The organism is Pedobacter sp. AC163 (assembly GCF_979258665.1).
The window spans coordinates 1,270,221-1,292,663 of the sequence record NZ_OZ409872.1; the positions used below are offsets into that span (position 1 = coordinate 1,270,221).

Here is a 22,443-nt window from a genome sequence, read left to right on the forward strand (position 1 = left end):
CAGATTAAATTTTGTTTTGTAAATAACCACAGATAGATAAGATAACCACAGATATTCTTTCAGGATTTAACTATTCCTCAATCTCTGTTCATCTGTGAAAATCTGTGGTAAAAATCCCTAACTTTGCCTCATGATCAGTGAAATTGCCAACCGCATCTTTAATGAAGTAATTACAGATTACCATAAGTTTGATGATATCGACCATCCGGTTGAAAATCCATATGATGCCGAGACCTTAGAACACCTTTTCTACATCAAAAACTGGATTGACACCGCTCAATGGCATATGGAAGATGTAGTTCGTAACCCACAGATCGACCCTGTTGACGGCCTGAAATGGAAGAGACGTATTGATGCCCAAAACCAGGTGCGTACCGACATGGTAGAGTTTATAGATGGATATTTCTTGAATCTTTATCGCGGGATTTCGGCTTTGCCAGATGCGAAAATCAACACGGAAAGTCCCGCTTGGGCAATAGACAGGCTTTCCATTTTGGCTTTGAAAATCTACCACATGCAGGAAGAAGCAGAACGAGAAAGTGCATCAGCAGAACACCGTGAGCAATGTCAAACAAAGCTCAATGTTTTATTATCGCAACGTGAGGATTTATCGACAAGCATAGATGAACTATTAGCTGATATTGAGGCTGGCAAAAAGTACATGAAAGTTTATAAACAAATGAAAATGTATAACGACCCTAGCCTAAATCCGGTGTTGTACAACAGTAAAGTATAACTGCGGGTATATGATTAAAAAATCATTTTTCTGGATATTTGCTTTAGTATTGCTGTTTACGAGTTGCCAAAGTGGCACCAGTTTGGAGATAGAAAAAGATGAGTATCCAGAAATACCTTGTTTTCCAAAAATAACGGGTAAGAAACTTTACTTAAAACCAGTTGAAGTTGATAGTTTAAATTTAGATTCTGCCGGCTCATCTGGTGCGTTTAAAAGCTATGATGATTCGTTCATAAATCATAATGACTCATCTTTTAACACGTATTATTCTATCGTTATAGCAAAAACGAAATCTGCAACTTTTAAGGAAGGTTTCCCACAAGGTGATGTTGATTCCCCTATTCGAATGCATTACTACACAATAGCTTTTGAAGGTTTAAATGCGAAAACGAAAATCGATTTTACTAAACAGCTTTGTCCTAAAATAATAAGAATAAAACATAACGTGTATTTTCTTTATCAACCGAAAGGCGGCAAAACGCTGCAGGCTTATCAGTTATCAATTATAAAAGACAATGGTTAAAACGAGCAGGATTATCGTTTTACGTTTTTCAGCTATGGGCGATGTAGCGATGGTAGCTTCTGTTTTGAAAGAATTTTCTCAGCAAAATCCTTCAGTGGAAATTATATTGGTCAGTCGTGAGGCTTTTAAACCATTTTTTGATGGCATTGAAAATTTAACTTTTCATGCCATTCAACCCAAAACCATCCACAAAGGCATTTCCGGACTGTATAAACTTTACAAAGAGCTACGAAGATATAAACCTACAGCTATTGCAGATTTGCATGATAATTTAAGAAGCAGAGCGATTTCAACTTTTTTTCGATTAACTGGTATTAAAATTAAGCGAATTGATAAAGGCAGAGCCGAGAAAAAAGCATTAACGCGTTCTGTAAATAAAATTTCTCAACCCTTACGAAAAACTGTAGAACGTTATGCTGATGTATTTCGTGAACTAGGTTTTGAGGTTAATCTGAGCCATAAGCTTAAAAAAAAGCCAAATAAATTACCGGTAAAAGCTGAGTATTTATTTAAAGATGAAACGAAAAAGAAACTGGGGATCTCCCCTTTTGCACAGCACATTTACAAGGTTTATCCATTAGAAAAAATGGAGGTAGTGATTGCTGGCTTATCTGCTTCGGGCTATGAAATTTTTATTTTCGGCGGTGGAAAAACCGAACAGACAACTGCTGAACAATGGGCCAAAATTTATCCAAATACCCATAATTTAATTGGCAATTTTAACCTTACAGAAGAGCTTGCGATTATTTCAAACTTGGATTTGATGCTCAGTATGGATTCGTCAGGTATGCATATGGCCTCATTGGTGGGTGTTCCTGTTGTTTCTGTTTGGGGACCGACACATCCTTATGCGGGGTTTTTAGGCTATGGTCAGTTGGAAAGCGATTGTATCCAAGTTGACCATCCTAATCGGCCAAATTCTATTTATGGAAACAAATCATGTATGTGTGGTGTTGAGAGCTGTATGGATTTAATAAATCCTGAAACGATTTTAAATAAAATTAAAGAAAAACTAAATGGCTAAGCAATTATTATTGGTTCGTCACGGAAAATCAGACTGGGCAAATTTAGATTTAAAAGATTTTGATCGTCCGTTGAATAAACGTGGTAAAGAGAATGCGCCAGAAATGGCAGAACGCTTGATCAATAAGGGGTTCAAATTCGATTTGATGGTAAGCAGTCCGGCAAAGCGAGCGAAATCTACAGCAAAATTCTTTGCTGAAGCTTATCAAATTGATGATATTCAATATGAGGAGGCCATTTACGAGGCAAATACCAATACGCTTTTGAATGCAGTAAACAGTTTGAATGATGAGGCAGATACTGTGGTTATGTTTGGTCATAACCCTGGGTTTACTGATTTGGCAAATGAACTAAGCGACGCTGATATTGCCAACATCCCAACAGCAGGCATGGTGTTAATATCTTTTCCTTTCGATTCATGGAAGATGGTGAGCAGAGAAACTGGGGATTTGGTGTTTTTTGACTATCCGAAGAATACGGATGAGCTGTAAGGTTATGCAACGGAACACGGAAGAATAAATCGTCATTTCGACCGAAGTGGAAATCTGATTGTCTGGTAGATTTATTGTAGCTGCCCAAAGCTTTTTTTTGCAATGTCTAAAAAAATCTCATTGTCATGCTGAGGAACGAAGCATCTGCAACCTATGGAACAGATTCTTCGTTCCTCAGACTGACAGGAGTTTAAAAACTTGAAGTGATAGCAGGGCTGAAAAACCAAAAGGATCACCAACCCTTCATTTCCAAATAAAATTTAAAATCGTAACCCTAAAATCGTAATTTTAATTATCTTTGAACTATAAATAACGAAAGTCCGGCAATAGACATTTCGGTGAATTCATAACCTCATCTCCTCTGGTTATTTCATAATTCGTATCGCCGGAAGATTTATCCATTAAATTATCTGTACATGAATTTTGATTATAATACTACGCGTAGCCATTTGATTTTATCAGAATATGGCCGCAACGTTCAGAATATGGTGAAGTATATTTGCGAATTACCAACTATTGAGGAACGTAATAAATATGCCCAGGCGGTGATCGACCTGATGGGATTTTTGCAACCGCACTTACGTGATGTTGCCGATTTTAAACATAAACTTTGGGATCACTTGCACATTATTTCTGGCTATCAGATTGATGTGGAAAGCCCTTACCCAAAACCTTTACCGGAAAATGCTTTTAAAAAACCAGAGCCACTTCCTTATCCTCAGCAACGGATTACCTACAAACATTACGGTAAAACGGTCGAGAATTTGATTGAAAAAGCGATGCGAGAGGAAAATCCGGAGCACAAAAAAGCAATGGTTCAGGGAATCGCAAACTTTATGAAAATGGCTTACGTTACCTGGAACAAGGATAATGTAAGCGATGACACGATAATCAAAGATTTGAAATATCTTTCTGGCGGATTATTATCGCTTGATGAGGGCGTGAACTTGGCTAAAGTAGAGTTTAGAGCTCAGAATCCTCGTCAGAATACTAATAATAATAACCGCGGAAGAACGAATAACAACAATAATAATAACGGCAAAAACCGTCAAAACAATAATAGCAATAATAATCGCGGACGAAACAATAATAATAAACCTAAATATTAAAGGTAAAGGGTAAAATGGTTGAAGGCGGAAGGTGAAAAAGAAGAAGTTGGCGGCAGAATTAAGTTTAGCCACCCAATCTTGATACTTGCGACCAGATACTTGATACTAATTACTAAATACTAAAAGATATATGAACGCATTTGAAATAACAGGCGGAATTAAATTAAAAGGCGAAATCACTCCTCAAGGTGCCAAAAACGAGGCCTTACAGATTCTATCTGCAGTTTTACTTACACAAGAAAAAGTAACCATCAGCAATATTCCTGATATTAAAGATGTAAATAAACTGATTGAACTTTTGGGCGATTTGGGTGTCGCTGTTGAGCGCATCGACAAAGACACTTATACCTTCGAAGCAAAAGACATTAATTTAAATTTCTTTGAATCGGACACTTTTAAAGCTAAGGGTGGTGGTTTAAGAGGTTCAATTATGATTGTTGGTCCGTTGTTGGCACGTTTTGGTAAAGCTGCAATTCCTAAACCTGGTGGCGATAAAATCGGTCGAAGAAGATTGGATACGCACTTTATCGGTTTCGAAAAATTAGGTGCAAAATTCATTTATGATAGTAAAAAAGCTTTCTTCAATGTTGATGCTACTGATTTAAAAGGTGCTTATATTTTGTTAGATGAGGCTTCGGTTACCGGAACAGCGAATATTGTGATGGCTGCTGTTTTAGCAAAAGGTACCACAACAATTTATAATGCTGCATGCGAACCTTATTTGCAGCAACTTTGTAAAATGCTGAATCGCATGGGTGCTAAAATATCTGGTATTGGTTCGAATTTGTTAACCATTGAGGGTGTTAAGGTTTTAGGTGGAACAGAACACAGAATGTTACCTGATATGATTGAGATTGGCTCTTTCATTGGAATGGCAGCAATGACTGAATCTGAAATCACTATTAAAAACGTTTGTTATGATGAACTTGGCGTAATACCAGAAGTATTTAAGAAACTAGGTATTAAATTAGAACGTAGAGGTGATGATATCTATGTGCCATCGCAAAAGCATTATGAAATCGATACTTTTATCGATGGATCGATTTTAACGATTGCTGATTCTCCATGGCCAGGATTCACTCCCGATTTATTGAGTATTGTTTTGGTTGTGGCTACACAAGCAAAAGGAAACGTTTTAATTCATCAAAAAATGTTTGAGAGTCGTTTATTCTTTGTGGATAAATTGATTGACATGGGCGCTCAAATTATTCTTTGTGATCCACACCGTGCTACTGTTAATGGTATTGATAAAAAATACAAACTTCGCGGTATCAGCATGACCTCTCCAGATATTAGAGCAGGAGTTTCGTTGTTAATCGCCGCCCTTTCTGCTGAAGGTAAATCAACTATTTACAACATTGAGCAAATTGAGCGTGGTTACCAGGATATTGATACGCGTTTAAGAGCTTTAGGTGCGCAGATTAAGCGTGTAAACGCTGATGCGCCAAGCCATTAAAGGTTTAGAGAGTTAAAAGTTGAAGGTTTAAAGTTGAAAGACTGATGCTGATAGACTAAAGAAAAATAGCATCATGCAAAAACGCCCGGGTAAAAATTACCCGGGCTTTTTTTTTAATTCTCGTCATTTTGAGGTACGAAGCAATCTCTTGTAGCAGCACTATTTGGAAACCAAAGCATTAAGATTGCTTCGTGCCTCGCAATGACGAGCGTGTGAGATACCCTTACCCCGATATCGCGTTTATAATATCATACTGCGTGATAATTTCAATTTTCCCTGATTCATCCTCTACCAAAACGGCTGAATTTTCTTTGTTAATCAAGGATGAAATTTTATCAATCGAGGTATTCAAATCAACGAAAGGGAAAGTAGCCGTCATGATTTCTGAAATTGGTGCAGATTTCAGTCCCGGGTTTTCAAGTAAAGCAGTTAAAATATCACTCTCGGCAATTTTGCCTACAATCATTCCCTGTTGTGTTACCGGAATTTGCGAAATATTCATCGATTTTATCGTATTGATCGCCTCTAAGACAGACTTCGTTGCATCAAGCGTTACAATTTCTGTAGCTTCCTTTTTTGCAAGAATTAATTTTGCTGTTAGTTTTTCATCTTGTAAAAAACCTCGTTCGCGTAACCAATCTTCATTGTACATTTTGCCCATATAACGGCTACCGTGGTCGTGAAAAATAACCACTACAACATCTTCTGGTTTTAATTTATCCTTCAATTGAATTAATCCACCAATTGCTGCGCCGGCAGAGTTTCCAACAAAAATACCTTCTTTACGAGCGATATCGCGGGTCATTAAAGCGGCGTCTTTATCGGTTACTTTTTCAAATAAATCAATTACATCGAAGTTTACATTGGCCGGTAAAAAATCTTCGCCAATTCCTTCAGTGATGTATGGATAGATTTCATCTTTATCAAAAATGCCAGTTTCCTTATATTTTTTGAAAACTGAACCATAAGTATCGATTCCCCAAATCTGAATGTTCGGATTTTTCTCTTTCAGATATTTACCTGTACCAGAAATTGTGCCCCCGGTACCTACACCTACAACCAAGTGAGTAATTTTTCCTTCAGTTTGTTCCCAAATTTCTGGACCAGTTTGTTCATAGTGAGCGGCAGTATTTGCCAAATTATCATATTGATTTGGCTTCCATGAATTAGGAACTTCACGCTCTAAACGAGAAGAAACAGAGTAATAAGAACGCGGATCTTCCGGCTCTACATTTGTTGGACAAACAATAACCTCGGCACCAAAAGCACGTAAAGCATCTACTTTTTCTTTCGATTGTTTGTCAGTTGTAGTGAAAATACACTTGTAACCTTTGATAATGGCAGCCATCGCCAAGCCCATACCTGTATTTCCTGATGTTCCCTCAATAATGGTTCCACCAGGTTTTAACTTACCACTTTTCTCTGCATCTTCAATCATTTTTACCGCCATGCGATCTTTGATTGAATTACCTGGATTGGTAGTTTCTATTTTTGCCAAAATTGTTCCAGGAACACCTTTTGTAATTGTATTTAATTTCACCAATGGCGTATTACCAATGGTTTCTAATATGTTATTGTACCACATGATACAAAATTAAGCAAAGCTATTAACTATTTTACAAACTATATTTTATTTAAAATATAATTTTTATAAACTCATTTTAATGAAATTTTATTCTATAATCTATCAATAAGATAGGTATTATAGATTGATTATTAGGCAAAATGCAATATTGGTTTTAGGTTAGCCGCAAATTCGCAGACTAAAAATCACTTATAACTTCGAAATAATTACAATTAATAAGATGCTGAAATGAATTCAGCATCACGACAGCATAAAAATTTGCGAATCTGCGGCAAACTTAAGCCAACTTATAAACCTTACCAGGCAATGAAACAATTATCCCTTGCATTTCTAAAGTGAGAATAACTATGGCCAATTTGCTTTGCTGAATAGCCAATGAAATACAAAGTTCATCAATAGAAAGTTGACCGCTTTGTAAAGTATCAACTACTTTCTGCTCATTTGCAGTAAGATTGAGCTGTAAAGTAGTTTGTGCTTGTTTCTTCTTTTCTTTCACTTCATCATCCCAGCCTAAATAATAAATCAAATCATTTGCATTGTTAATCAACCCTGCCCTATTGGTCTTAATTAAAAAGTTGCAACCTTCAGAAAAAGCATCATTTGTTCTACCTGGAAAAGCATAAACATCTTTATTGTAAGAGTTTGCAATTTCTGCTGTAATTAACGCCCCACCTTTAATGGATGCCTCAACAACAATTGTGGCATCGGCAATGCCAGCAATAATTCTATTTCTCTGTGGAAAATTTTGTCTATCGGGATTTGTCAATGTTGGAAACTCGGAAAGTAGGCCACCGTTTAAAACCATTTTCTGAGAAACTGGTTTATGAATTTGCGGATATAACCGATCTAATCCATGCCCTAACACACCAACGGTCGGAATATCATTGGCAATGCATTCTTTGTGAGCGGTAACATCGATACCATAAGCGAGACCACTAACAATTAAAACATTATAAGGCGCTAACACTTCGCAAAGCTGCTTACATAAAGTTTTGCCATAATCAGTTGCATTACGAGTACCTACAATGCTAATAATTCTTGAGTGATTCAAATCTGCTTTACCTTTAAAGTAAAGTAAAATCGGAGAATCAAAACAGTTTTTTAAGCGTTTTGGATAATTTTCATCTGTAAAAAAAAGAACTTCAATTCCATGCTTTTCAATAAATTTTAGCTCTTCAGCTGCTCGTTTTAAAGCATCAGTATTCAATATTGCGTCAACAGTTTTCTCACCAATACCTGGAATTTGAAGCAATTGATTTTTTGTAGCAGAAAAAACAGCTTCAGCGCTGCCACAATAGGCTAATAAATTTTTGGCATTTACCGGACCAATGGATTTAATGAAAGTTAAAGCAATTTTGTGAAGCGTACTCATTAATTTTTAGGCTAAGGTGAATAAATGCGGGATGATTTATTTCCTTAAAAAGACAACCTAAAAATCAATATCAATTAAACTCTTAATTGGGATATGAATATTATTTTTTAGCTGAATGTATTTTTCTGTTACTGCCCAAACCGTAGTGTCTACACGTTTAGGGCCAATTGTTGTGTTAAAAGTAATCACTGCTTTGGATTTGAACTCATTTCCAAGTCTTTGAGCCTCATCAAGTTTAGTTTTTAGTTCTTCTGTGTGATCTTCTTTTGCATTGATGATATTCAAATAGCTTAAATGTTCCTTTTCTACAATTTCTATTGGCATAGCTTCTCTTTAACGATTAATGTTAAACAAGCTTATTAATTTTTTCGAAGAAAAACAACCGCAAACACTCATTTTATATAATAATTAACAAAAAAAAACCTCGATTTTCATCGAGGTTAAATTTTTAATTTCCTGTTATTTGAACTTCAGTTTTCGAGTTTCGATCATTCCTTTAAATTCGTGGTCAAGTTTTTCGTTATTGCTATCAATTACCTGCCTAGACACGCCAGAGGTGCTACTTAATGTGCTTTCTTTTAAATATGAGGTAAATGCGCCTGTAGCAGAATAATTTAAAGCCTGGGCTAATAATTTTTCTGATGGGTCTCCAAAGTCTTTAGTCAAATCATCAACTACATCCTTATCTACTGCCATTCCATCGAAATAATCGCCGAAGCCTGACTGATTTTTAGTTTGAAACTGAGGGATGTACAAGTCTTTTTTATCGATTCTGAGAGAGAAAAACCCAACTGGTTTGCCGTATGTTTTTCTGCCAATTAACTTTACATCCATTACTGGTTTTAAGTTGTTAATCAACAACTCGCTTGCAGATGCTGTTCCGCCTGCAACTAAAAAATACACCCTTGTTAGTCCATTTAAACTTCCGCGTTTAGCAAAAACTTCTTGATTTCCGGCAGCTGGAGTAGGTTTATATGAATAATCGAAGAAAGAATATAATCTTGTTACCCCATCATTACCTTTGCCATAAAATTTTTGATTTTCTAAAATCGTTGCCTGACCATCTTGCATGGTTTTGGTCCAATAAGTGGTATACATTATTTTTCCATTTTGCGATGCAGGAGCTATTAAATTGGTAAAAGCTTCTGATGTTGCAACCGAACCTCCGCCATTGTAACGCAAATCAACTACTAGTTCTGTGATTCCATCCGTTGTAAACTTAGTAAAAGCAGCATCCAATAAAGGAACAGAATTGGTGGTGAAGCTGTTAAAAACAATATAACCAACTTTTTTCGCCCCTACAGTATATGTATTTGAGTATAGAATAGGATTAATATTATAACTGCCTCTGTTAATTACCAAATCTTGTGAAGTACCATCAGGCTTTACAACAGTCATTGAAATACTAGGGTTACTACCAAAAATACCATCGTTTAAATTATCGATATCGCTTTGACTGGTTCTTAAGGTTGTTCTGCCATTCACCCGGGTAATTTGATAGCCCCTTTTTAAACCAGCAAGAGCCGCAGGAGAAGTAGCGTAAACAGATTTAACCCGCAATAAATTATTAGCATCGTAATTTGCTGAAAAACCATAATCACCACTTACACCGCCCAATTGCCCGGCAACGGCACCATTATCAATAAACGAATATTTATCTTTTCCACCTGTGCTTGGCAATGCCGCAAGCGCTGCTAATACTTGATCATCGTTCGCATACTTGCGTGGATTAAAGGTATCATAATCAGGCATGCCCACATTCCAGAAGTAAGTTTGTTTCGCATATAAAAAGATAGAATCGCGGGTTAAATAATCACGGTTTGAAGTTGGAGTTTGCAGTGTATTTTTTTCTGCTACAGGAGTAGATGAATCTGAATCAGGTTCTGTATTGTTCTTTTTACAAGAAGCTAAAAAACCAGCCGATCCAACTAAAAAGAACAAAATGCTCTTCTTCACATTAACTTTTCTTAACATATCTATTTGTAAATTTCCAGTGACACAATATACGGCAAATTCATTAACTTGGATTGTTGTTCATCAAAATTATTTGCCCCCACAACTAACGTATCATCTGGCGATAAATTGTTGTCGTTTAGGATCTTCTGAAATATTTCTGCCTTCTCTACTCCCATTTCATCTGCAAAGTATACCGTTAGGTAATTTTCCAGTCCGTTCCATTCTGTTTGTTTAATTTTATTAAGCTGCTGATCTGGATTTCCAGCCGTCACGATGAATATTTTTTTTCTTTCAATTACCAACTCTTGCATAAACTCTAACAGGTTTTTGAACAATAAAAGTTTTAAAGGCAGTCGGGCGTTTTGATGAAGCAAATCAAAATTGTATTGGTATTTGGCGTCAATTTCAAAAGCCTTCGCTGTTTTTAAGAATAAATCTCCTACTCCTGATTGCTCAAATTCACCTTTCATAAAATCTAAGATAGCTTGTGCATTTTTTTGCTCGCTATATTCGATAAACTGGGCAAATAAATAATAAACCTGAAGCAGATAATCCTTTTCAGGGTAAAGCACATTATCAAGTTCAAAAATGACGATCTGCTTATTTTTTACTAGCTCGTATGCATCCATCTTAAATCATAAGGAGTTTTAAATCATCGTTAGGATTGTTGTAACCGAAAACTCCGTTTAGTTCTTGGTTCTGTTTTTTAAAAATTTCAGCACCGCTAGCGAAAATACATTCACCTTGAATGAATACCGCATAGTTTACATAGTTGGTCTTTTCAAGCGAAATATAATTCAGTAACGAATCTGCTGGTGGAGTTAACACCTGAATGCCATATTCACCAAACAAAACGGCTGATTTTGCGAGAGGTTCTATCTCATAATTGTGTAACGGGATGATGCAATCAATAGCTTCAGTGATGCAAAAATTCAATAATAAATGTGCAATACTATCTTGATTGAGCTTGCCCAATGAAGTAAAAGCGTAATTTTTCGTTACAATACCCGGAACGTCGCCATAGTCGGCTAGCAGAACAAAATGACTAGGAAATGCCTTCATTAACTTTAAGGCTTTGGCATTATTTCCGCCGGTAATTAATATTTTCAATGTTTAAATGTTATTTGATACTCAGTGTTGAATGGGAAATGGGAAATTGATAATTGGTAGTAGATAACAGGCAGTTGATAACTGGTAATTGATAAATGGCAACTTTCTAAACGATCAAACCATCTTTCATCGTTACGACACGATCGCTTGTTTTAGCCAGGTGTTCGTTATGCGTTACAATTACAAACGTTTGCTGAAAATTATCTCGAAGTGTTACAAAAAGCTGGTGTAAGGCTGATGCATTTTCTGAATCAAGATTTCCGGAAGGTTCGTCAGCCAGAATAATTGATGGATTGTTAATTAGTGCTCTTGCAATGGCTACCCGTTGTTGTTCTCCACCCGATAATTGGTTGGGTTTATGATGAGCTCTGTTTTTCAAACCAAATAAATCAAGCAATTCCAAACCTCGGGTTTCTGCCTGCTTTTTATTCGTTTTAGCAATGAAAGCCGGAATACATACATTTTCCAACGCACTAAATTCAGGCAATAAATGATGGAATTGGAATACAAAACCAATATTTTGGTTGCGAAAAGCGCTTAACAATTCTCCACTTAATTTATTTATGATGGTTCCTTTAAGCTCCACTGTCCCGTCATCAGGTTTATCTAGCGTACCTAAAATATGGAGTAAAGTACTTTTTCCCGCACCAGACGGACCAATAATACTCACGATCTCCCCTTTCTGAACTTCAAAATTAACACCTTTTAATATTTGCAGGTTTCCGTATGATTTTCTTATTCCAGTGGCTTTTAGCATGGCGTAAAAATAGTTAAATTTTTGCTTTGTGAATGATAAGTTACAGGTTGTAAGTATAAGGCTTGATATATAACACCCCATCTACATTTTTATTATTCGTCAATCTGTGTAAGTCCTTAATCTTCGTAATCAATCCGATAATCATCTCTAAAATCAATTTATTAAAAAAAAGTTTGCAGTTATGAGAATCTTATTTAACTTTGAAAAACAAAGCACTTTCAAAATGAGTAATTCTGAGGAACAACTAAACGCATTAAAAGACATCAGACAAATGATGGATAGATCTTCAAGATTTATCTCGTTAAGTGGTTTATCTGGCGTATTTGCTGGAGTTATAGCTTTAATGGGTGCCTACTTTGCAAACGATGAAATTGAAAAATTCATCAACAAAAGAGGTTATAGTTATGGAATAGAAGGCGAAATAGACCTGGAATTTAACTTAATCAAACTGGGTGTTTTTGTGTTGGTAATTGCTTTAGCGGGTGGAATTTTGTTTACTTATCGAAAAAGTCAACGGAATAATTTACCAATCTGGGACAAAACCTCCAAATCACTGTTAATCAATTTGGCTATTCCATTGGTAACTGGAGGATTATTTATCATCGCGTTGCTGATTAATCATGCTCATACTTATGCTATTATTGCGCCTTCTTGCCTCATTTTTTACGGGCTGTCGCTCATTAACGCAAGTAAATATACCTATAGCGATATTCGCTATCTGGGCTTCCTGGAAATCATTTTAGGATTAATTTGTATGTTTTATGTGGGTTACGGGTTAATATTTTGGGCAATTGGCTTCGGCGTACTTCATATTGTTTATGGATTGGTGATGTATTTTAAATACGAGAAAGGCCAATAAAATGAAAAATCCAATAGCAGATCTTAATAAAATATTCGACAGCCGAATTCGGCTCGGCGTAATGTCGATGCTGATCGTTAACCATGAAATTAGCTTTAATGATTTGAAACAGATGCTCGAACTCACAGATGGAAATTTAGCTTCGCATTTAAATACACTGGAGCAAGCCGAATTTATTGCGGTACATAAAGGTTTTATCGGGCGTAAAACCAGCACCACCTATTCTATTACCAATTTAGGAAAACAAGCTTTTAAAGCGCATTTAGATGCACTTGAAAAAATGATTAATAAACTTTAAACTATTTTTTTTGAAAATACACTTTGAATTTCAAAGCACTTTTAGACCTAAAATCCATGAATAATCAAGCAGAGCCACAGATTATCAATCAATGCAGGCAACTAGCCATAATTTCCGCATCAATCGGAACTTCAATTTTTCTTTTCTTTCTTCTTTTCAGGGGAGAAACCCCGATTTTGGGATTAGGGTATTTATTAATCGCCGCATTAATTAATGGCATTTTCTTCACAGTCCTTGCGATTTCATGCTATACCCACAAGCATTATTGGCGTAAAATAGTTGCCACGATGATTTTCATGCTGGCAAACATCCCATTAAGTATTTTCTACTGTTTCATCGCACTTAAATCATTATAAAAATGAAAACGAAATCTAATTACCTCCTACTCGCTACCCTTATTGGAGGGATACTATTTAACTTGATGTTTTGGTCAGAAAGATTGGCACTTAACCTACTCATTTACAGCGTATTTATCTTAGGCATTACCTTCTTCAACAGCGAGGTTGCTAAAACGAAGAAATTTAAACTCTACGCAATGGCCCATTTACTTGCAGCAGTTATGGTGGTGGTTAACAATTCCGATTTATCGCTTGCTACATACTATATCAGTTTTTTACTATTTGTCGGTTTTTCCCACTACCAAAGCATCAGATCGGTTTGGGTAGCACTTATGGCCACAGCACTACAAATTATTGCCATCCCTGCAACCGCATTTAGGCGACTATCCAATCTTCAAATCGGGAATTTCAAATTTAGACCATTCCTAAGGCCATTAAAATACATTATCCTGCCAATCATTATGGTATTTATTTTCATCGGCATCTACAGTGGAGCTAACGCAATTTTTGAAAAATATGCTTCCGAACTTGGAGATAGCATTGCAAAGATATTAACAGATTTATTTGGCTTTATTTTCAATGATTTAAGCTTCGAGCGCTTCATTCATTTTGGTCTCGGCTTAGCCTTAACCGGGGGATTACTCATCACCTTTTACGATCGTGTTTTTGAAAAGATTGAATTGAATCTGAATGAAGATCTGCATCGAAATAAAACTAAGAGCAGAATTAAAAGCCTTTGGAATGAGGTTGCCGGAATGTTTATGGGTAGAGTGATTTCAAAAAAAATGGCGCTGAAAACCGAATACATTGTCGCGGTGATTTCTTTTGTTGCTTTAAACTTTTTATTACTGATGCTAAATGGAATCGATATTTGGTGGTTATGGCTTGGTAAAGGGAAGCAATTGGCCGAAACGAACTATGCCGCCGAATTACACGATGGCACAACCGCCCTCATCTTCAGTATCATTTTAGCAATGGCCATTATTGTTTACTTTTTTAGAGGAAATTTAAACTTCTATTCAAAAAGCAGAACGTTAAAAATTTTGGCATTTGCGTGGATGATCCAGAATTTTCTATTAATTATTTCTGTTTTCATTAGAGATGCGCATTATATTGAAGTTTATGGTCTCACTTATAAACGTATAGGCGTAATTGTATTTGCCACACTCTGCCTAGTGGGCTTAAGCACTGTTTATTTGAAAATAGCCAAGCAAAAAACATTCTTCTATCTGCTAAAGATCAATGGAAATATTTGGTATCTCCTATTATTGGTTTTCACAATGGTGAATTGGGATGTTGTTATTGTAAAATACAATTTAGCGCACAGAGAAACCATCGCATTCGATTCGGATTATTTACTTTCCTTATCAGATAAAACGCTTCCAACAATTGATCAGCACAGAAGGGAACTTGATTTAGCCGACGGAAATTTCGGAAGCCTTGCGCCTAAAGGTACAATTCTCATTGGTGCTACAAATGATCAACTTCAATTAAAGCTTGATCAACGAATAGGTTTTTTTAAAGAGCGATACAAAGGGGTTAGCTGGCTTTCATGGAATTTGCAGGATTGGAATACGGCAAAATATTTTGGAATAGAAAGATGAAAAGGCATTACAAAATTATAATTATGCTTCTAGCTCTGGCATCATTAGCATGGTTTGCTTTAGCCAACTTTATAGAAAGTACAATTGAAATGCATATTAATGAACCAAATACAAAATAAATACCATGCAAATTCATTCATCACAATATTGGACTGATTATTTCACTAAAAACGCAGCTTTTTGCCGGGTTGATTGGCAGTTAAAACCAATACTGACAGACCTGGAAAGGAGCAACATTTTGAAATCATTACAGGCTTGGCAACTAGGAGAAACTTCGGAAGGTGAACATTTACAACACGCAGCACAGAAATATGCCTCCGAAATTAATGACCTCCACTATCCTATTGCTGTTAAATTATTTATTAAAGAAGAACAAAAACACGGGAACAACCTAGGAAAATATCTTGACCTAATTGAAGCGCCCAGAATTAAAAAAGATTGGGGCGATAGCTTATTTAGAAAAATAAGATATTATAATACAAATATGGAGCTGTGGACGATTGCTGTCATAACTGTTGAAAGCGCTGCGCAGATTTTCTATCAGGCATTGAAAGATGCGACAAACTGTACACTATTAAAACAAATTTGTACCGATATTTTAATTGATGAAGCAGCACACATCACTTTTCAAAAGGAAAGACTTTATATCATTTTTAGCAACAAAAACCCAATTTCGAAATTTATCGCCTATCATGCCTATTCCTGCTTCTTTATATGCACAAGTCTGGTAGTATGGTTTGCGCATCAGAAATTGTTCAAAGCCGGCAAAATGAACTTCAATAAATATTTCTCCAAAATGAAACTCAAGCTGAAGAAGGTTGCTGGAAGAAGCACCCTGTATGGCTCGAGCTATGAAAATATCAGTCATCAACCAACTCCAAAAATTATTCAAACGGTACAATAGTTCTCATTAAGCAGACAAATGATTTCACTTGCAACAAATATTAAAAATGTATAAATTAATTAACACAAATAACATCATGAAAAATCAAGAAACAGTAAGCCCATTTAAGTTAAGAATCACAATTATTTTGAGCGTGATCGCATTCATTTTATGTATTCCCTTGGTTGCAATGCAATTTACCAACGAAGTAAATTGGACACTATCAGACTTTGTTGCCGCTGGCGTATTGCTATTAAGTACAGGTTTAGCCATCGAACTGGTGATTAGAAATATGAAAACTGGCACCAGCAGAACCATTGCTTTGGTGGTAATTTTAATTGCACTGTTTTTAATTTGGGCAGAAATGGCTGTCGGTATTTTTGGGTCGCCAATAGCTGGAAGTTAATTCCACATTGCATAAACCAGAAACTTTTCCATTTTTCTCGAATCATTAGAATCCAGCTACATTATGAAAACCATAACGCTCATTGCAGTCATCACCATTAATTTATTAATGTTATCCTGCTCAAATCAAGAAAGAACAATTTCTACAGAAGTAGATAATCCATCAGGAACCAGCGAAGAACCAAAAGCGCCAAAGGTAAAATATAGCTCTTCGATCATAATCGAAAATAAGGATCTGATTATTTATCCATTACAGTTAAATGATGGCCAATCTGATAGCTACAAACGCGACGGAGGAATAAACTATTGGAATTTAGCATTTTATAACGTGATATCGGGCAAAAGTGAATTATTAACCCGTGAGAAACTGATAATCAACAGTTTTAATGTTGGTAACCCAGATAAAAACCCAAACCAATCCGCTTTACTAGCGAATAATTTTATCTATTACGAGGTTACCAATGCTGATTTTGACGGTGACAAAAAGTTAACATCTGCAGACCCTAGAAACTTGTTTTTATCCAGCTTGGAAGGCAAAACCTTTGTTCAAATTTCTCCTGAAAATTATTCTATACAGAATTGGAAAATTGATGAAAAGCATGATTTAATCTTAATGGATCTGATAAAGGATACAAATGGTGATAAGATTTTTGATGACAAAGATGAGATGGAGTATTTCGTATACAGCCTTAAAACCGGAGCTCCAGCCAAACCTGTGTTCGATACCGCTTTTAGAAATGAGGTAAAAGAACTCGCTAAAAAGGTCTTATAAAATTTGCAAGCGACCCAATCCAAAAACGCTAGCCGCAGTTGGATAAATCCTTTGAAAAGCGGGAATACTTTTGATTCTTTTTAAGAGTTGACAACTTTAATATCAAATTGGAAAGAAAGCTGTATACTCTACAAGTTTAAAAAATTGCAGCATGGGCAAGACTACTTTTCCGGATTAACATAAAACGTTCATTTTCTACAAAAAAACGGAAATATCTATTTGTTTAAAGGGTTTGAAATTGTAGCTTTGGGCAAATTTTGTAGCAAATGAATATTCACGAATACCAGGGTAAACAAATATTAAAAAGTTTCGGTGTTAACGTTCAAGAAGGAATTGTTGCCGACACTCCAGAGCAAGCTGTTGAGGCTGCTAAGCAACTGAAAACTGATTATAACTCTGATTGGGTTGTAATTAAAGCGCAAATTCACGCAGGTGGTCGCGGTAAAGGAGGAGGCGTTAAATTAGCCAAAAACCTTGACGAAGTGAAACAACGTGCAACCGATATCCTTGGTATGCAATTGGTTACCCCTCAAACCGGACCAGAAGGTAAATTGGTGAGTAAAATTTTAGTCGCTCAGGATGTTTATTATCCAGGTGCTTCTGAAACTAAAGAATATTATATTTCAGTATTGTTAGATCGTGCAAAAGGTCGCAATATTATTATGTACAGTACTGAAGGCGGTATGGATATCGAAGAAGTTGCTGAGCATACTCCACACTTAATTTTTAAAGAAGAAATCGACCCTAAAGTTGGTTTACAAGGCTTCCAGGCTCGCAAAGTAGCTTTTAACTTAGGTTTAAGCGGCGCTGCACACAAAGAGATGGTTAAATTTGTAACTGCTTTATATAAAGCGTACGATACTACCGATTCATCGATGTTTGAAATTAACCCAGTGTTAAAAACTTCTGATGATAAAGTGATCGCTGTTGATGCTAAGGTTGATATTGACGAAAATGCATTATACCGTCACCCAGATTATGCAGCAATGCGTGATACGGCTGAAGAAGATCCGATGGAAGTTGAAGCAAGTGCTTCTAACCTAAACTTCGTTAACCTTGATGGTAACGTAGGCTGTATGGTTAATGGTGCTGGTTTGGCAATGGCGACAATGGATATTATTAAATTGGCTGGTGGTGAACCTGCTAACTTCTTAGACGTTGGTGGGACTGCAAATGCACAAACCGTTAAAGCGGCTTTTAACATCATTTTAAAAGACCCTAACGTTAAAGCTATCTTAATTAACATTTTCGGTGGTATTGTTCGTTGCGACCGAGTTGCGCAAGGTGTTATCGATGCTTACCAAGAGATCGGAAATATTCCTGTGCCAATCATTTGCCGTTTACAAGGTACAAACGCAGAAGAAGCTAAGAAATTAATCGATGAATCAGGACTTAAAGTTTACTCTGCAATCGCTTTAAAAGAAGCTGCAGATTTAGTAACTAAAGTTTTGGCTGAACAAGCATAAAAAAGTTGAAAGTTGAAAGTTGAGAGTTAAAAGTTGAAAGACTAAAACTCAAAGCTTGTTGAATAATAAAAAACCTTTCAGTGCAAACTGGAAGGTTTTTTTGTTTCCAAAATTGCCATCATTGCGAAGCCAATTTTTCATCGAGTGTGGCAATCTCATTTGCTTTTTTCTGTAAATCAGGTTTCTATGTGCTTCGGTTCCGAAAGTCCTGCTATCCTTCCTGCCGATAAAAAAATCGGCATCCATTCTATCCCTTAGGTTTATTTAATATAATTCATTTCAAGAAACGAAATTTTGAAACTCATTGCATTTTCCGTCTTTCGTGTTTCCGTGGCAAATAAAATTGAACCGCCAAAAACCGACGAAGTCCTTCCTTCGAATTCAATCCTTTTAAACCTCGTAAGCTAATTAGCTCTGAATTCTAAAATATCTCCTGGCTGGCAATCCAGAACCTTGCAGATAGCTTCCAGGGTTTCCAACCGAACTGCCTTTGCTTTACCAGTTTTTAAGATGGATAAATTGGACATCGTAATCCCAACGCGTTCACTTAATTCGGTAAGCGACATTTTGCGACGAGCAAGCATTACATCTAAATTTATAATAATTGGCATTGAATATAATTTAGATGGTTAAATCGTTTTCTTGTTTAAGTTTAAGACCAAATGCAAATATCCCAGCGAAAATTAAATATTCCAATCCATGCATTAAAAATTGCCCAAGTTCCTTCCCATCCATCGAAACTTTTAAATCGTGATTAAAAATTGTGGAGTGCTCGAATATATAAGATGTTAAATAATAATACAGAATGCTTATCGGAATATAAAGCAATTCAACGATGCCAAATTTCTTCAAACGATTAATATTTTCAGTCGTGAAAATTTCCCCTTTGATAACATCATTAATCAAGTCTTTAATTTGTTTAAGTTGATAAAAGGAAAATATTAGGCCGATAATAACGAAGGTAAAATAGCTCAATGCAAATGGATTAATTAACTGCTGTGTTTTGAAGTCAGACAAAGTTGCTGTGACTTTTGCAGGTTTATTTATTTCGAAACTAAAGGTGTCGCTTAGGGTTGTTAAAGTTGGATGAGGGGCGTTTAAAGTCAATTCAAATTCCACCAAGTCTACCCCCGGTATTTTATCATCTGAAATAACAGATTTAAAGCACATGATAGCCCAAACGCAACAAATAGCGATGCCAAGATACCAAGAGGAATCGATAAGAAATTTGTAAAAAGATAGAGATCGTGAATTTATCATAATTATATAGTTAAATCGCTTTCTTGTTTCAATTCAATTCCTTTTCTGAACACTAAAGCTATAGTTATTAACGTTAGGCCAAATACAAATAACCAAAAATTAAAGTCTGCCTCTCTGATAGTATCGATTTTAAACACACCATCTTTAGCATATAATCCGATTAAATTATAGAAATAAACCAAAAACGAAGTTATCATTGAGTTAATGCCCATCGACAAAAGTCTTTTATAATTTATAACGTTAAAAACATTATCACTCTTTGCCGAATTGATAAATGCATAAAGCATCGCAATAATTCTTGATCCTAAATAAGCACTAGTTAACACGAATACTCCTGACAAAAGTTGAAGAAACACACTAAGTTCGCCAGCTATAATGCTACCAGATTTATTCGAAGGAACACCTTGCCAACCCTCTAAAAATCCCTTAGAGGCATCACTAACACTCAAAAGAATCACAACAGCTAACAATATAACATACGCTGTTTTTATAATGGTTATTTGTTTATCTATTTTCATAATCATATCGTTAAATCGTTTTCTTGTTTTAAATCCCTATTTCTTCTTAATATAGCTGTAGTGTAAAAGATCATATTGGTTATAATGATAAAACTTAGGTTCGGAACGAAAAGATTAGGCCATACTGTATTGAATAAGTATAAAACTTTTTCCACTATAACTTCTGGCCATACCACAGTGTTTATTTGAGCACTAATATAAATCAAAGTGACACTAATAGAAATTGAGATCCACTGAACAATGATGAGCCATTTGATTCTTTGGCTATTTGAATCATCACTAGTAGAAATTTTAATGTACCAGCTCAAAAGGACAAAGAAAAGGATGTAAAATGCGGTTGACAATAAACCATAATAAATTTGTAATCATTCGAAATTCTTGAATCAAAAAAATTAAAAAGGTAGAGAATCGTAGACATTTCCAGTATACCAATAAATGCTCTTATACCAAAAACCGTGAACCTACCAGTACTTTTCGGTTTCATCCCCTGAGATAAGGATTTTATAATCGTCATATATTTTCAATAATTTACTTATCAAACATAAAAAATAAATTATTACAAAACAAAATATATTTATTGATTTACAATAAATAATATATGCAAATCAATGATACTAAGATAGTGTTAGTAATTACTGACAAAAACTTTATTGGAATGATTTTTGTTATAAGTAAAACTATAAAAAACGTGTGCAAACAGCAACATTTTCAGTATTTTATCCTTTCGGATTGCTATACAATTTCGTAACTTTGCACACTTCAACAATTAAAGAGCACACAAAACGTATAAATGAGACAACTCAAGATAACGCAATCCATTACCAACCGTGAAAGTCAGTCGTTAGATAAGTACCTACACGAAATTGGTAAAGTAGATTTAATAACAGCAGAGGAAGAGGTAATTTTAGCAAGAAAGATTCGTGAAGGCGATCAAGCTGCATTAGAGCGATTAACTAAGACCAATTTACGTTTCGTAGTATCTGTTGCAAAACAATATCAAAATCAAGGTTTAACTTTAGGCGATTTAATTAATGAAGGTAACTTAGGTTTAATTAAAGCGGCAAAACGTTTTGATGAAACTAAAGGTTTCAAGTTCATTTCCTATGCCGTTTGGTGGATCCGTCAATCAATTTTGCAAGCTATTGCAGAGCAAAGCCGTATTGTACGTTTACCTTTAAACCAAGTTGGTTCATTAAGTAAAATCAGCAAGGCTTTCTCTAAACTAGAGCAAGAATATGAGCGTGAGCCATCGCCAGAAGAATTGGCAGATATTTTAGAGACTACTGTTGATAAAATTTCGGATACTTTAAGTAACTCCGGCCGTCACGTTTCAATGGATGCTCCATTCGTTCAAGGTGAAGAAAATACATTGTTAGATGTGTTGGAAAACCATGAGCCGAACACGGATAGTTCATTAATTAACGAATCATTATCAGAAGAAATTAAACGTTCTTTATCTACTTTAACTGAAAGAGAAAGAGAAATCATCGTGTTATTCTTTGGTTTAGGTTCAAACCATCCGCTTTCATTAGAAGAGATTGGTGAAAAATTTAACTTAACCCGTGAGCGTGTTCGTCAGATTAAGGATAAGGCACTACAACGCTTACGTCATACTTCAAGAAGTAAAATCTTAAAATCTTATTTGGGCTAAAATTATAACTTTTGTTATAACAGTAATATCTAGGGACCGACAAATTCGTCGGTCTTTTTTTATGCGCTAAATTTTCAAAGAAAATTATGCTTATATCAACTTAGCTATAAGCCACTATCGCGTTTCCCAGCAAGGCAGCAGGAAGTTGTATTTTACAACAAAAAGGCAATCTTGCGCTTTCCGAACCCTCTCTCGTCATTGCGAGAAACGATTCTTCATCGTTTCGTGGCAATCTCACTTCTGCGATATAATACTCGAATGAGATTGCTTC

Annotated in this window: 25 protein-coding genes; 15 read left to right on the forward strand and 10 right to left on the reverse strand. The window is 35.6% G+C overall.

Features of this window, described 5'->3' with window-relative positions:
* Positions 1-130: 130 nt before the first annotated feature.
* The 6 genes from ACZZZK_RS05280 to murA all read left to right on the forward strand — a co-directional run bounded on the left by ACZZZK_RS05280 (position 131) and on the right by murA (position 5,338).
* Entirely contained in the window at positions 131-736 is a 606-nt protein-coding gene (locus ACZZZK_RS05280) for a DUF4254 domain-containing protein (RefSeq protein ID WP_463483220.1), read from the forward strand.
* Between the two features lie 10 nt (positions 737-746).
* Entirely contained in the window at positions 747-1,259 is a 513-nt protein-coding gene (locus ACZZZK_RS05285; RefSeq protein ID WP_463483221.1) for a hypothetical protein, read from the forward strand.
* Positions 1,252-2,283 (forward strand): glycosyltransferase family 9 protein, encoded by a 1,032-nt coding sequence (locus ACZZZK_RS05290; protein WP_463483222.1) that lies wholly within the window; start codon positions 1,252-1,254, stop codon positions 2,281-2,283. The genes ACZZZK_RS05285 and ACZZZK_RS05290 overlap by 8 nt, the downstream gene beginning before the upstream one ends.
* On the forward strand, positions 2,276-2,773 hold the full coding sequence (locus ACZZZK_RS05295; protein ID WP_463483223.1) for a SixA phosphatase family protein: 498 nt from the start codon (positions 2,276-2,278) through the stop codon (positions 2,771-2,773). Before ACZZZK_RS05290 ends, ACZZZK_RS05295 begins: the two co-directional genes overlap by 8 nt.
* A 416-nt stretch (positions 2,774-3,189) precedes the next feature.
* Entirely contained in the window at positions 3,190-3,882 is a 693-nt protein-coding gene (locus ACZZZK_RS05300) for a DUF4290 domain-containing protein (protein ID WP_463483224.1), read from the forward strand.
* A 130-nt stretch (positions 3,883-4,012) separates the two neighbouring features.
* Complete coding sequence (gene murA, locus ACZZZK_RS05305) at positions 4,013-5,338, forward strand: UDP-N-acetylglucosamine 1-carboxyvinyltransferase (RefSeq protein WP_265798001.1); 1,326 nt, start codon at positions 4,013-4,015, stop codon at positions 5,336-5,338.
* Positions 5,339-5,561: 223 nt separating this feature from the next.
* Here murA and ACZZZK_RS05310 read toward each other — a convergent pair whose 3' ends face one another.
* The 7 genes from ACZZZK_RS05310 to ACZZZK_RS05340 all read right to left on the reverse strand — a co-directional run bounded on the left by ACZZZK_RS05310 (position 5,562) and on the right by ACZZZK_RS05340 (position 12,118).
* Positions 5,562-6,923 (reverse strand): pyridoxal-phosphate dependent enzyme, encoded by a 1,362-nt coding sequence (locus ACZZZK_RS05310; protein ID WP_463483225.1) that lies wholly within the window; start codon positions 6,921-6,923, stop codon positions 5,562-5,564.
* Positions 6,924-7,200: 277 nt separating this feature from the next.
* Positions 7,201-8,295 carry a DNA-processing protein DprA gene (gene dprA / locus ACZZZK_RS05315; RefSeq protein ID WP_463483226.1) on the reverse strand — a complete coding sequence of 365 codons (1,095 nt, stop codon included), beginning with the start codon at positions 8,293-8,295 and terminating at the stop codon, positions 7,201-7,203.
* A gap of 57 nt (positions 8,296-8,352) precedes the next feature.
* The gene (locus ACZZZK_RS05320) at positions 8,353-8,619 is read right to left on the reverse strand and encodes a hypothetical protein (RefSeq protein WP_056849724.1); all 267 of its coding nucleotides are present in this window, start codon (positions 8,617-8,619) and stop codon (positions 8,353-8,355) included.
* A gap of 135 nt (positions 8,620-8,754) precedes the next feature.
* A complete protein-coding gene (locus ACZZZK_RS05325) occupies positions 8,755-10,269 on the reverse strand; it encodes a S41 family peptidase (protein WP_463483227.1) in 1,515 nt (504 codons plus the stop codon).
* 2 nt (positions 10,270-10,271) lie between these two features.
* On the reverse strand, positions 10,272-10,880 hold the full coding sequence (locus ACZZZK_RS05330) for an HAD family hydrolase (protein ID WP_463483228.1): 609 nt from the start codon (positions 10,878-10,880) through the stop codon (positions 10,272-10,274).
* A gap of 1 nt (position 10,881) precedes the next feature.
* Positions 10,882-11,361, reverse strand: a complete 480-nt coding sequence (locus ACZZZK_RS05335; protein ID WP_463483229.1) for a hypothetical protein — start codon at positions 11,359-11,361, stop codon at positions 10,882-10,884.
* A gap of 106 nt (positions 11,362-11,467) precedes the next feature.
* Positions 11,468-12,118 carry an ABC transporter ATP-binding protein gene (locus ACZZZK_RS05340; RefSeq protein WP_463483230.1) on the reverse strand — a complete coding sequence of 217 codons (651 nt, stop codon included), beginning with the start codon at positions 12,116-12,118 and terminating at the stop codon, positions 11,468-11,470.
* Positions 12,119-12,299: 181 nt separating this feature from the next.
* Here ACZZZK_RS05340 and ACZZZK_RS05345 point away from each other — a divergent pair, with 181 nt between their 5' ends.
* The 8 genes from ACZZZK_RS05345 to sucC all read left to right on the forward strand — a co-directional run bounded on the left by ACZZZK_RS05345 (position 12,300) and on the right by sucC (position 18,743).
* Positions 12,300-12,977 carry a hypothetical protein gene (locus tag ACZZZK_RS05345; RefSeq protein WP_463483231.1) on the forward strand — a complete coding sequence of 226 codons (678 nt, stop codon included), beginning with the start codon at positions 12,300-12,302 and terminating at the stop codon, positions 12,975-12,977.
* A gap of 1 nt (position 12,978) precedes the next feature.
* On the forward strand, positions 12,979-13,275 hold the full coding sequence (locus ACZZZK_RS05350) for a winged helix-turn-helix domain-containing protein (protein ID WP_463483232.1): 297 nt from the start codon (positions 12,979-12,981) through the stop codon (positions 13,273-13,275).
* A gap of 56 nt (positions 13,276-13,331) precedes the next feature.
* Complete coding sequence (locus tag ACZZZK_RS05355; RefSeq protein WP_463483233.1) at positions 13,332-13,631, forward strand: hypothetical protein; 300 nt, start codon at positions 13,332-13,334, stop codon at positions 13,629-13,631.
* Positions 13,632-13,633: 2 nt separating this feature from the next.
* Complete coding sequence (locus tag ACZZZK_RS05360) at positions 13,634-15,217, forward strand: DUF4153 domain-containing protein (protein WP_463483234.1); 1,584 nt, start codon at positions 13,634-13,636, stop codon at positions 15,215-15,217.
* A 124-nt stretch (positions 15,218-15,341) separates the two neighbouring features.
* A complete protein-coding gene (locus ACZZZK_RS05365; protein WP_463483235.1) occupies positions 15,342-16,121 on the forward strand; it encodes a ferritin-like domain-containing protein in 780 nt (259 codons plus the stop codon).
* Between the two features lie 76 nt (positions 16,122-16,197).
* Entirely contained in the window at positions 16,198-16,506 is a 309-nt protein-coding gene (locus ACZZZK_RS05370; protein ID WP_463483236.1) for a hypothetical protein, read from the forward strand.
* Positions 16,507-16,569: 63 nt separating this feature from the next.
* On the forward strand, positions 16,570-17,277 hold the full coding sequence (locus ACZZZK_RS05375) for a hypothetical protein (RefSeq protein ID WP_463483237.1): 708 nt from the start codon (positions 16,570-16,572) through the stop codon (positions 17,275-17,277).
* 266 nt (positions 17,278-17,543) lie between these two features.
* The gene (gene sucC, locus ACZZZK_RS05380) at positions 17,544-18,743 is read left to right on the forward strand and encodes an ADP-forming succinate--CoA ligase subunit beta (protein ID WP_463483238.1); all 1,200 of its coding nucleotides are present in this window, start codon (positions 17,544-17,546) and stop codon (positions 18,741-18,743) included.
* 404 nt (positions 18,744-19,147) lie between these two features.
* On the opposite strand, the gene ACZZZK_RS05385 is transcribed toward sucC, so the two are convergent.
* The 3 genes from ACZZZK_RS05385 to ACZZZK_RS05395 are packed head-to-tail and all read right to left on the reverse strand — an operon-like array spanning position 19,148 to position 20,521.
* A complete protein-coding gene (locus tag ACZZZK_RS05385) occupies positions 19,148-19,354 on the reverse strand; it encodes a helix-turn-helix domain-containing protein (RefSeq protein WP_056849713.1) in 207 nt (68 codons plus the stop codon).
* A 10-nt stretch (positions 19,355-19,364) separates the two neighbouring features.
* Positions 19,365-20,003 carry a DUF2975 domain-containing protein gene (locus ACZZZK_RS05390; protein WP_463483239.1) on the reverse strand — a complete coding sequence of 213 codons (639 nt, stop codon included), beginning with the start codon at positions 20,001-20,003 and terminating at the stop codon, positions 19,365-19,367.
* Positions 20,004-20,005: 2 nt separating this feature from the next.
* Positions 20,006-20,521 carry a DUF2975 domain-containing protein gene (locus tag ACZZZK_RS05395; protein WP_463483240.1) on the reverse strand — a complete coding sequence of 172 codons (516 nt, stop codon included), beginning with the start codon at positions 20,519-20,521 and terminating at the stop codon, positions 20,006-20,008.
* 790 nt (positions 20,522-21,311) lie between these two features.
* Here ACZZZK_RS05395 and ACZZZK_RS05400 point away from each other — a divergent pair.
* The gene (locus ACZZZK_RS05400; protein WP_010601359.1) at positions 21,312-22,172 is read left to right on the forward strand and encodes a sigma-70 family RNA polymerase sigma factor; all 861 of its coding nucleotides are present in this window, start codon (positions 21,312-21,314) and stop codon (positions 22,170-22,172) included.
* Positions 22,173-22,443 lie beyond the last annotated feature (271 nt).

Coding starts and splice junctions, on each gene's coding strand:
- murA (WP_265798001.1), top strand. CDS start 4,013: ATGAACGCATTTGAAATAACAGGCGGAATTAAATTAAAAGGCGAAATC.
- ACZZZK_RS05350 (WP_463483232.1), top strand. CDS start 12,979: ATGAAAAATCCAATAGCAGATCTTAATAAAATATTCGACAGCCGAATT.
- ACZZZK_RS05340 (WP_463483230.1), bottom strand. CDS start 12,118: ATGCTAAAAGCCACTGGAATAAGAAAATCATACGGAAACCTGCAAATA.
- ACZZZK_RS05365 (WP_463483235.1), top strand. CDS start 15,342: ATGCAAATTCATTCATCACAATATTGGACTGATTATTTCACTAAAAAC.
- ACZZZK_RS05345 (WP_463483231.1), top strand. CDS start 12,300: ATGAGAATCTTATTTAACTTTGAAAAACAAAGCACTTTCAAAATGAGT.
- ACZZZK_RS05385 (WP_056849713.1), bottom strand. CDS start 19,354: ATGCCAATTATTATAAATTTAGATGTAATGCTTGCTCGTCGCAAAATG.
- ACZZZK_RS05325 (WP_463483227.1), bottom strand. CDS start 10,269: ATGTTAAGAAAAGTTAATGTGAAGAAGAGCATTTTGTTCTTTTTAGTT.
- ACZZZK_RS05360 (WP_463483234.1), top strand. CDS start 13,634: ATGAAAACGAAATCTAATTACCTCCTACTCGCTACCCTTATTGGAGGG.
- ACZZZK_RS05295 (WP_463483223.1), top strand. CDS start 2,276: ATGGCTAAGCAATTATTATTGGTTCGTCACGGAAAATCAGACTGGGCA.
- ACZZZK_RS05300 (WP_463483224.1), top strand. CDS start 3,190: ATGAATTTTGATTATAATACTACGCGTAGCCATTTGATTTTATCAGAA.
- ACZZZK_RS05395 (WP_463483240.1), bottom strand. CDS start 20,521: ATGAAAATAGATAAACAAATAACCATTATAAAAACAGCGTATGTTATA.
- ACZZZK_RS05320 (WP_056849724.1), bottom strand. CDS start 8,619: ATGCCAATAGAAATTGTAGAAAAGGAACATTTAAGCTATTTGAATATC.
- ACZZZK_RS05290 (WP_463483222.1), top strand. CDS start 1,252: ATGGTTAAAACGAGCAGGATTATCGTTTTACGTTTTTCAGCTATGGGC.
- dprA (WP_463483226.1), bottom strand. CDS start 8,295: ATGAGTACGCTTCACAAAATTGCTTTAACTTTCATTAAATCCATTGGT.
- ACZZZK_RS05355 (WP_463483233.1), top strand. CDS start 13,332: ATGAATAATCAAGCAGAGCCACAGATTATCAATCAATGCAGGCAACTA.
- ACZZZK_RS05330 (WP_463483228.1), bottom strand. CDS start 10,880: ATGGATGCATACGAGCTAGTAAAAAATAAGCAGATCGTCATTTTTGAA.
- ACZZZK_RS05390 (WP_463483239.1), bottom strand. CDS start 20,003: ATGATAAATTCACGATCTCTATCTTTTTACAAATTTCTTATCGATTCC.
- sucC (WP_463483238.1), top strand. CDS start 17,544: ATGAATATTCACGAATACCAGGGTAAACAAATATTAAAAAGTTTCGGT.
- ACZZZK_RS05375 (WP_463483237.1), top strand. CDS start 16,570: ATGAAAACCATAACGCTCATTGCAGTCATCACCATTAATTTATTAATG.
- ACZZZK_RS05400 (WP_010601359.1), top strand. CDS start 21,312: ATGAGACAACTCAAGATAACGCAATCCATTACCAACCGTGAAAGTCAG.
- ACZZZK_RS05370 (WP_463483236.1), top strand. CDS start 16,198: ATGAAAAATCAAGAAACAGTAAGCCCATTTAAGTTAAGAATCACAATT.
- ACZZZK_RS05280 (WP_463483220.1), top strand. CDS start 131: ATGATCAGTGAAATTGCCAACCGCATCTTTAATGAAGTAATTACAGAT.
- ACZZZK_RS05285 (WP_463483221.1), top strand. CDS start 747: ATGATTAAAAAATCATTTTTCTGGATATTTGCTTTAGTATTGCTGTTT.
- ACZZZK_RS05310 (WP_463483225.1), bottom strand. CDS start 6,923: ATGTGGTACAATAACATATTAGAAACCATTGGTAATACGCCATTGGTG.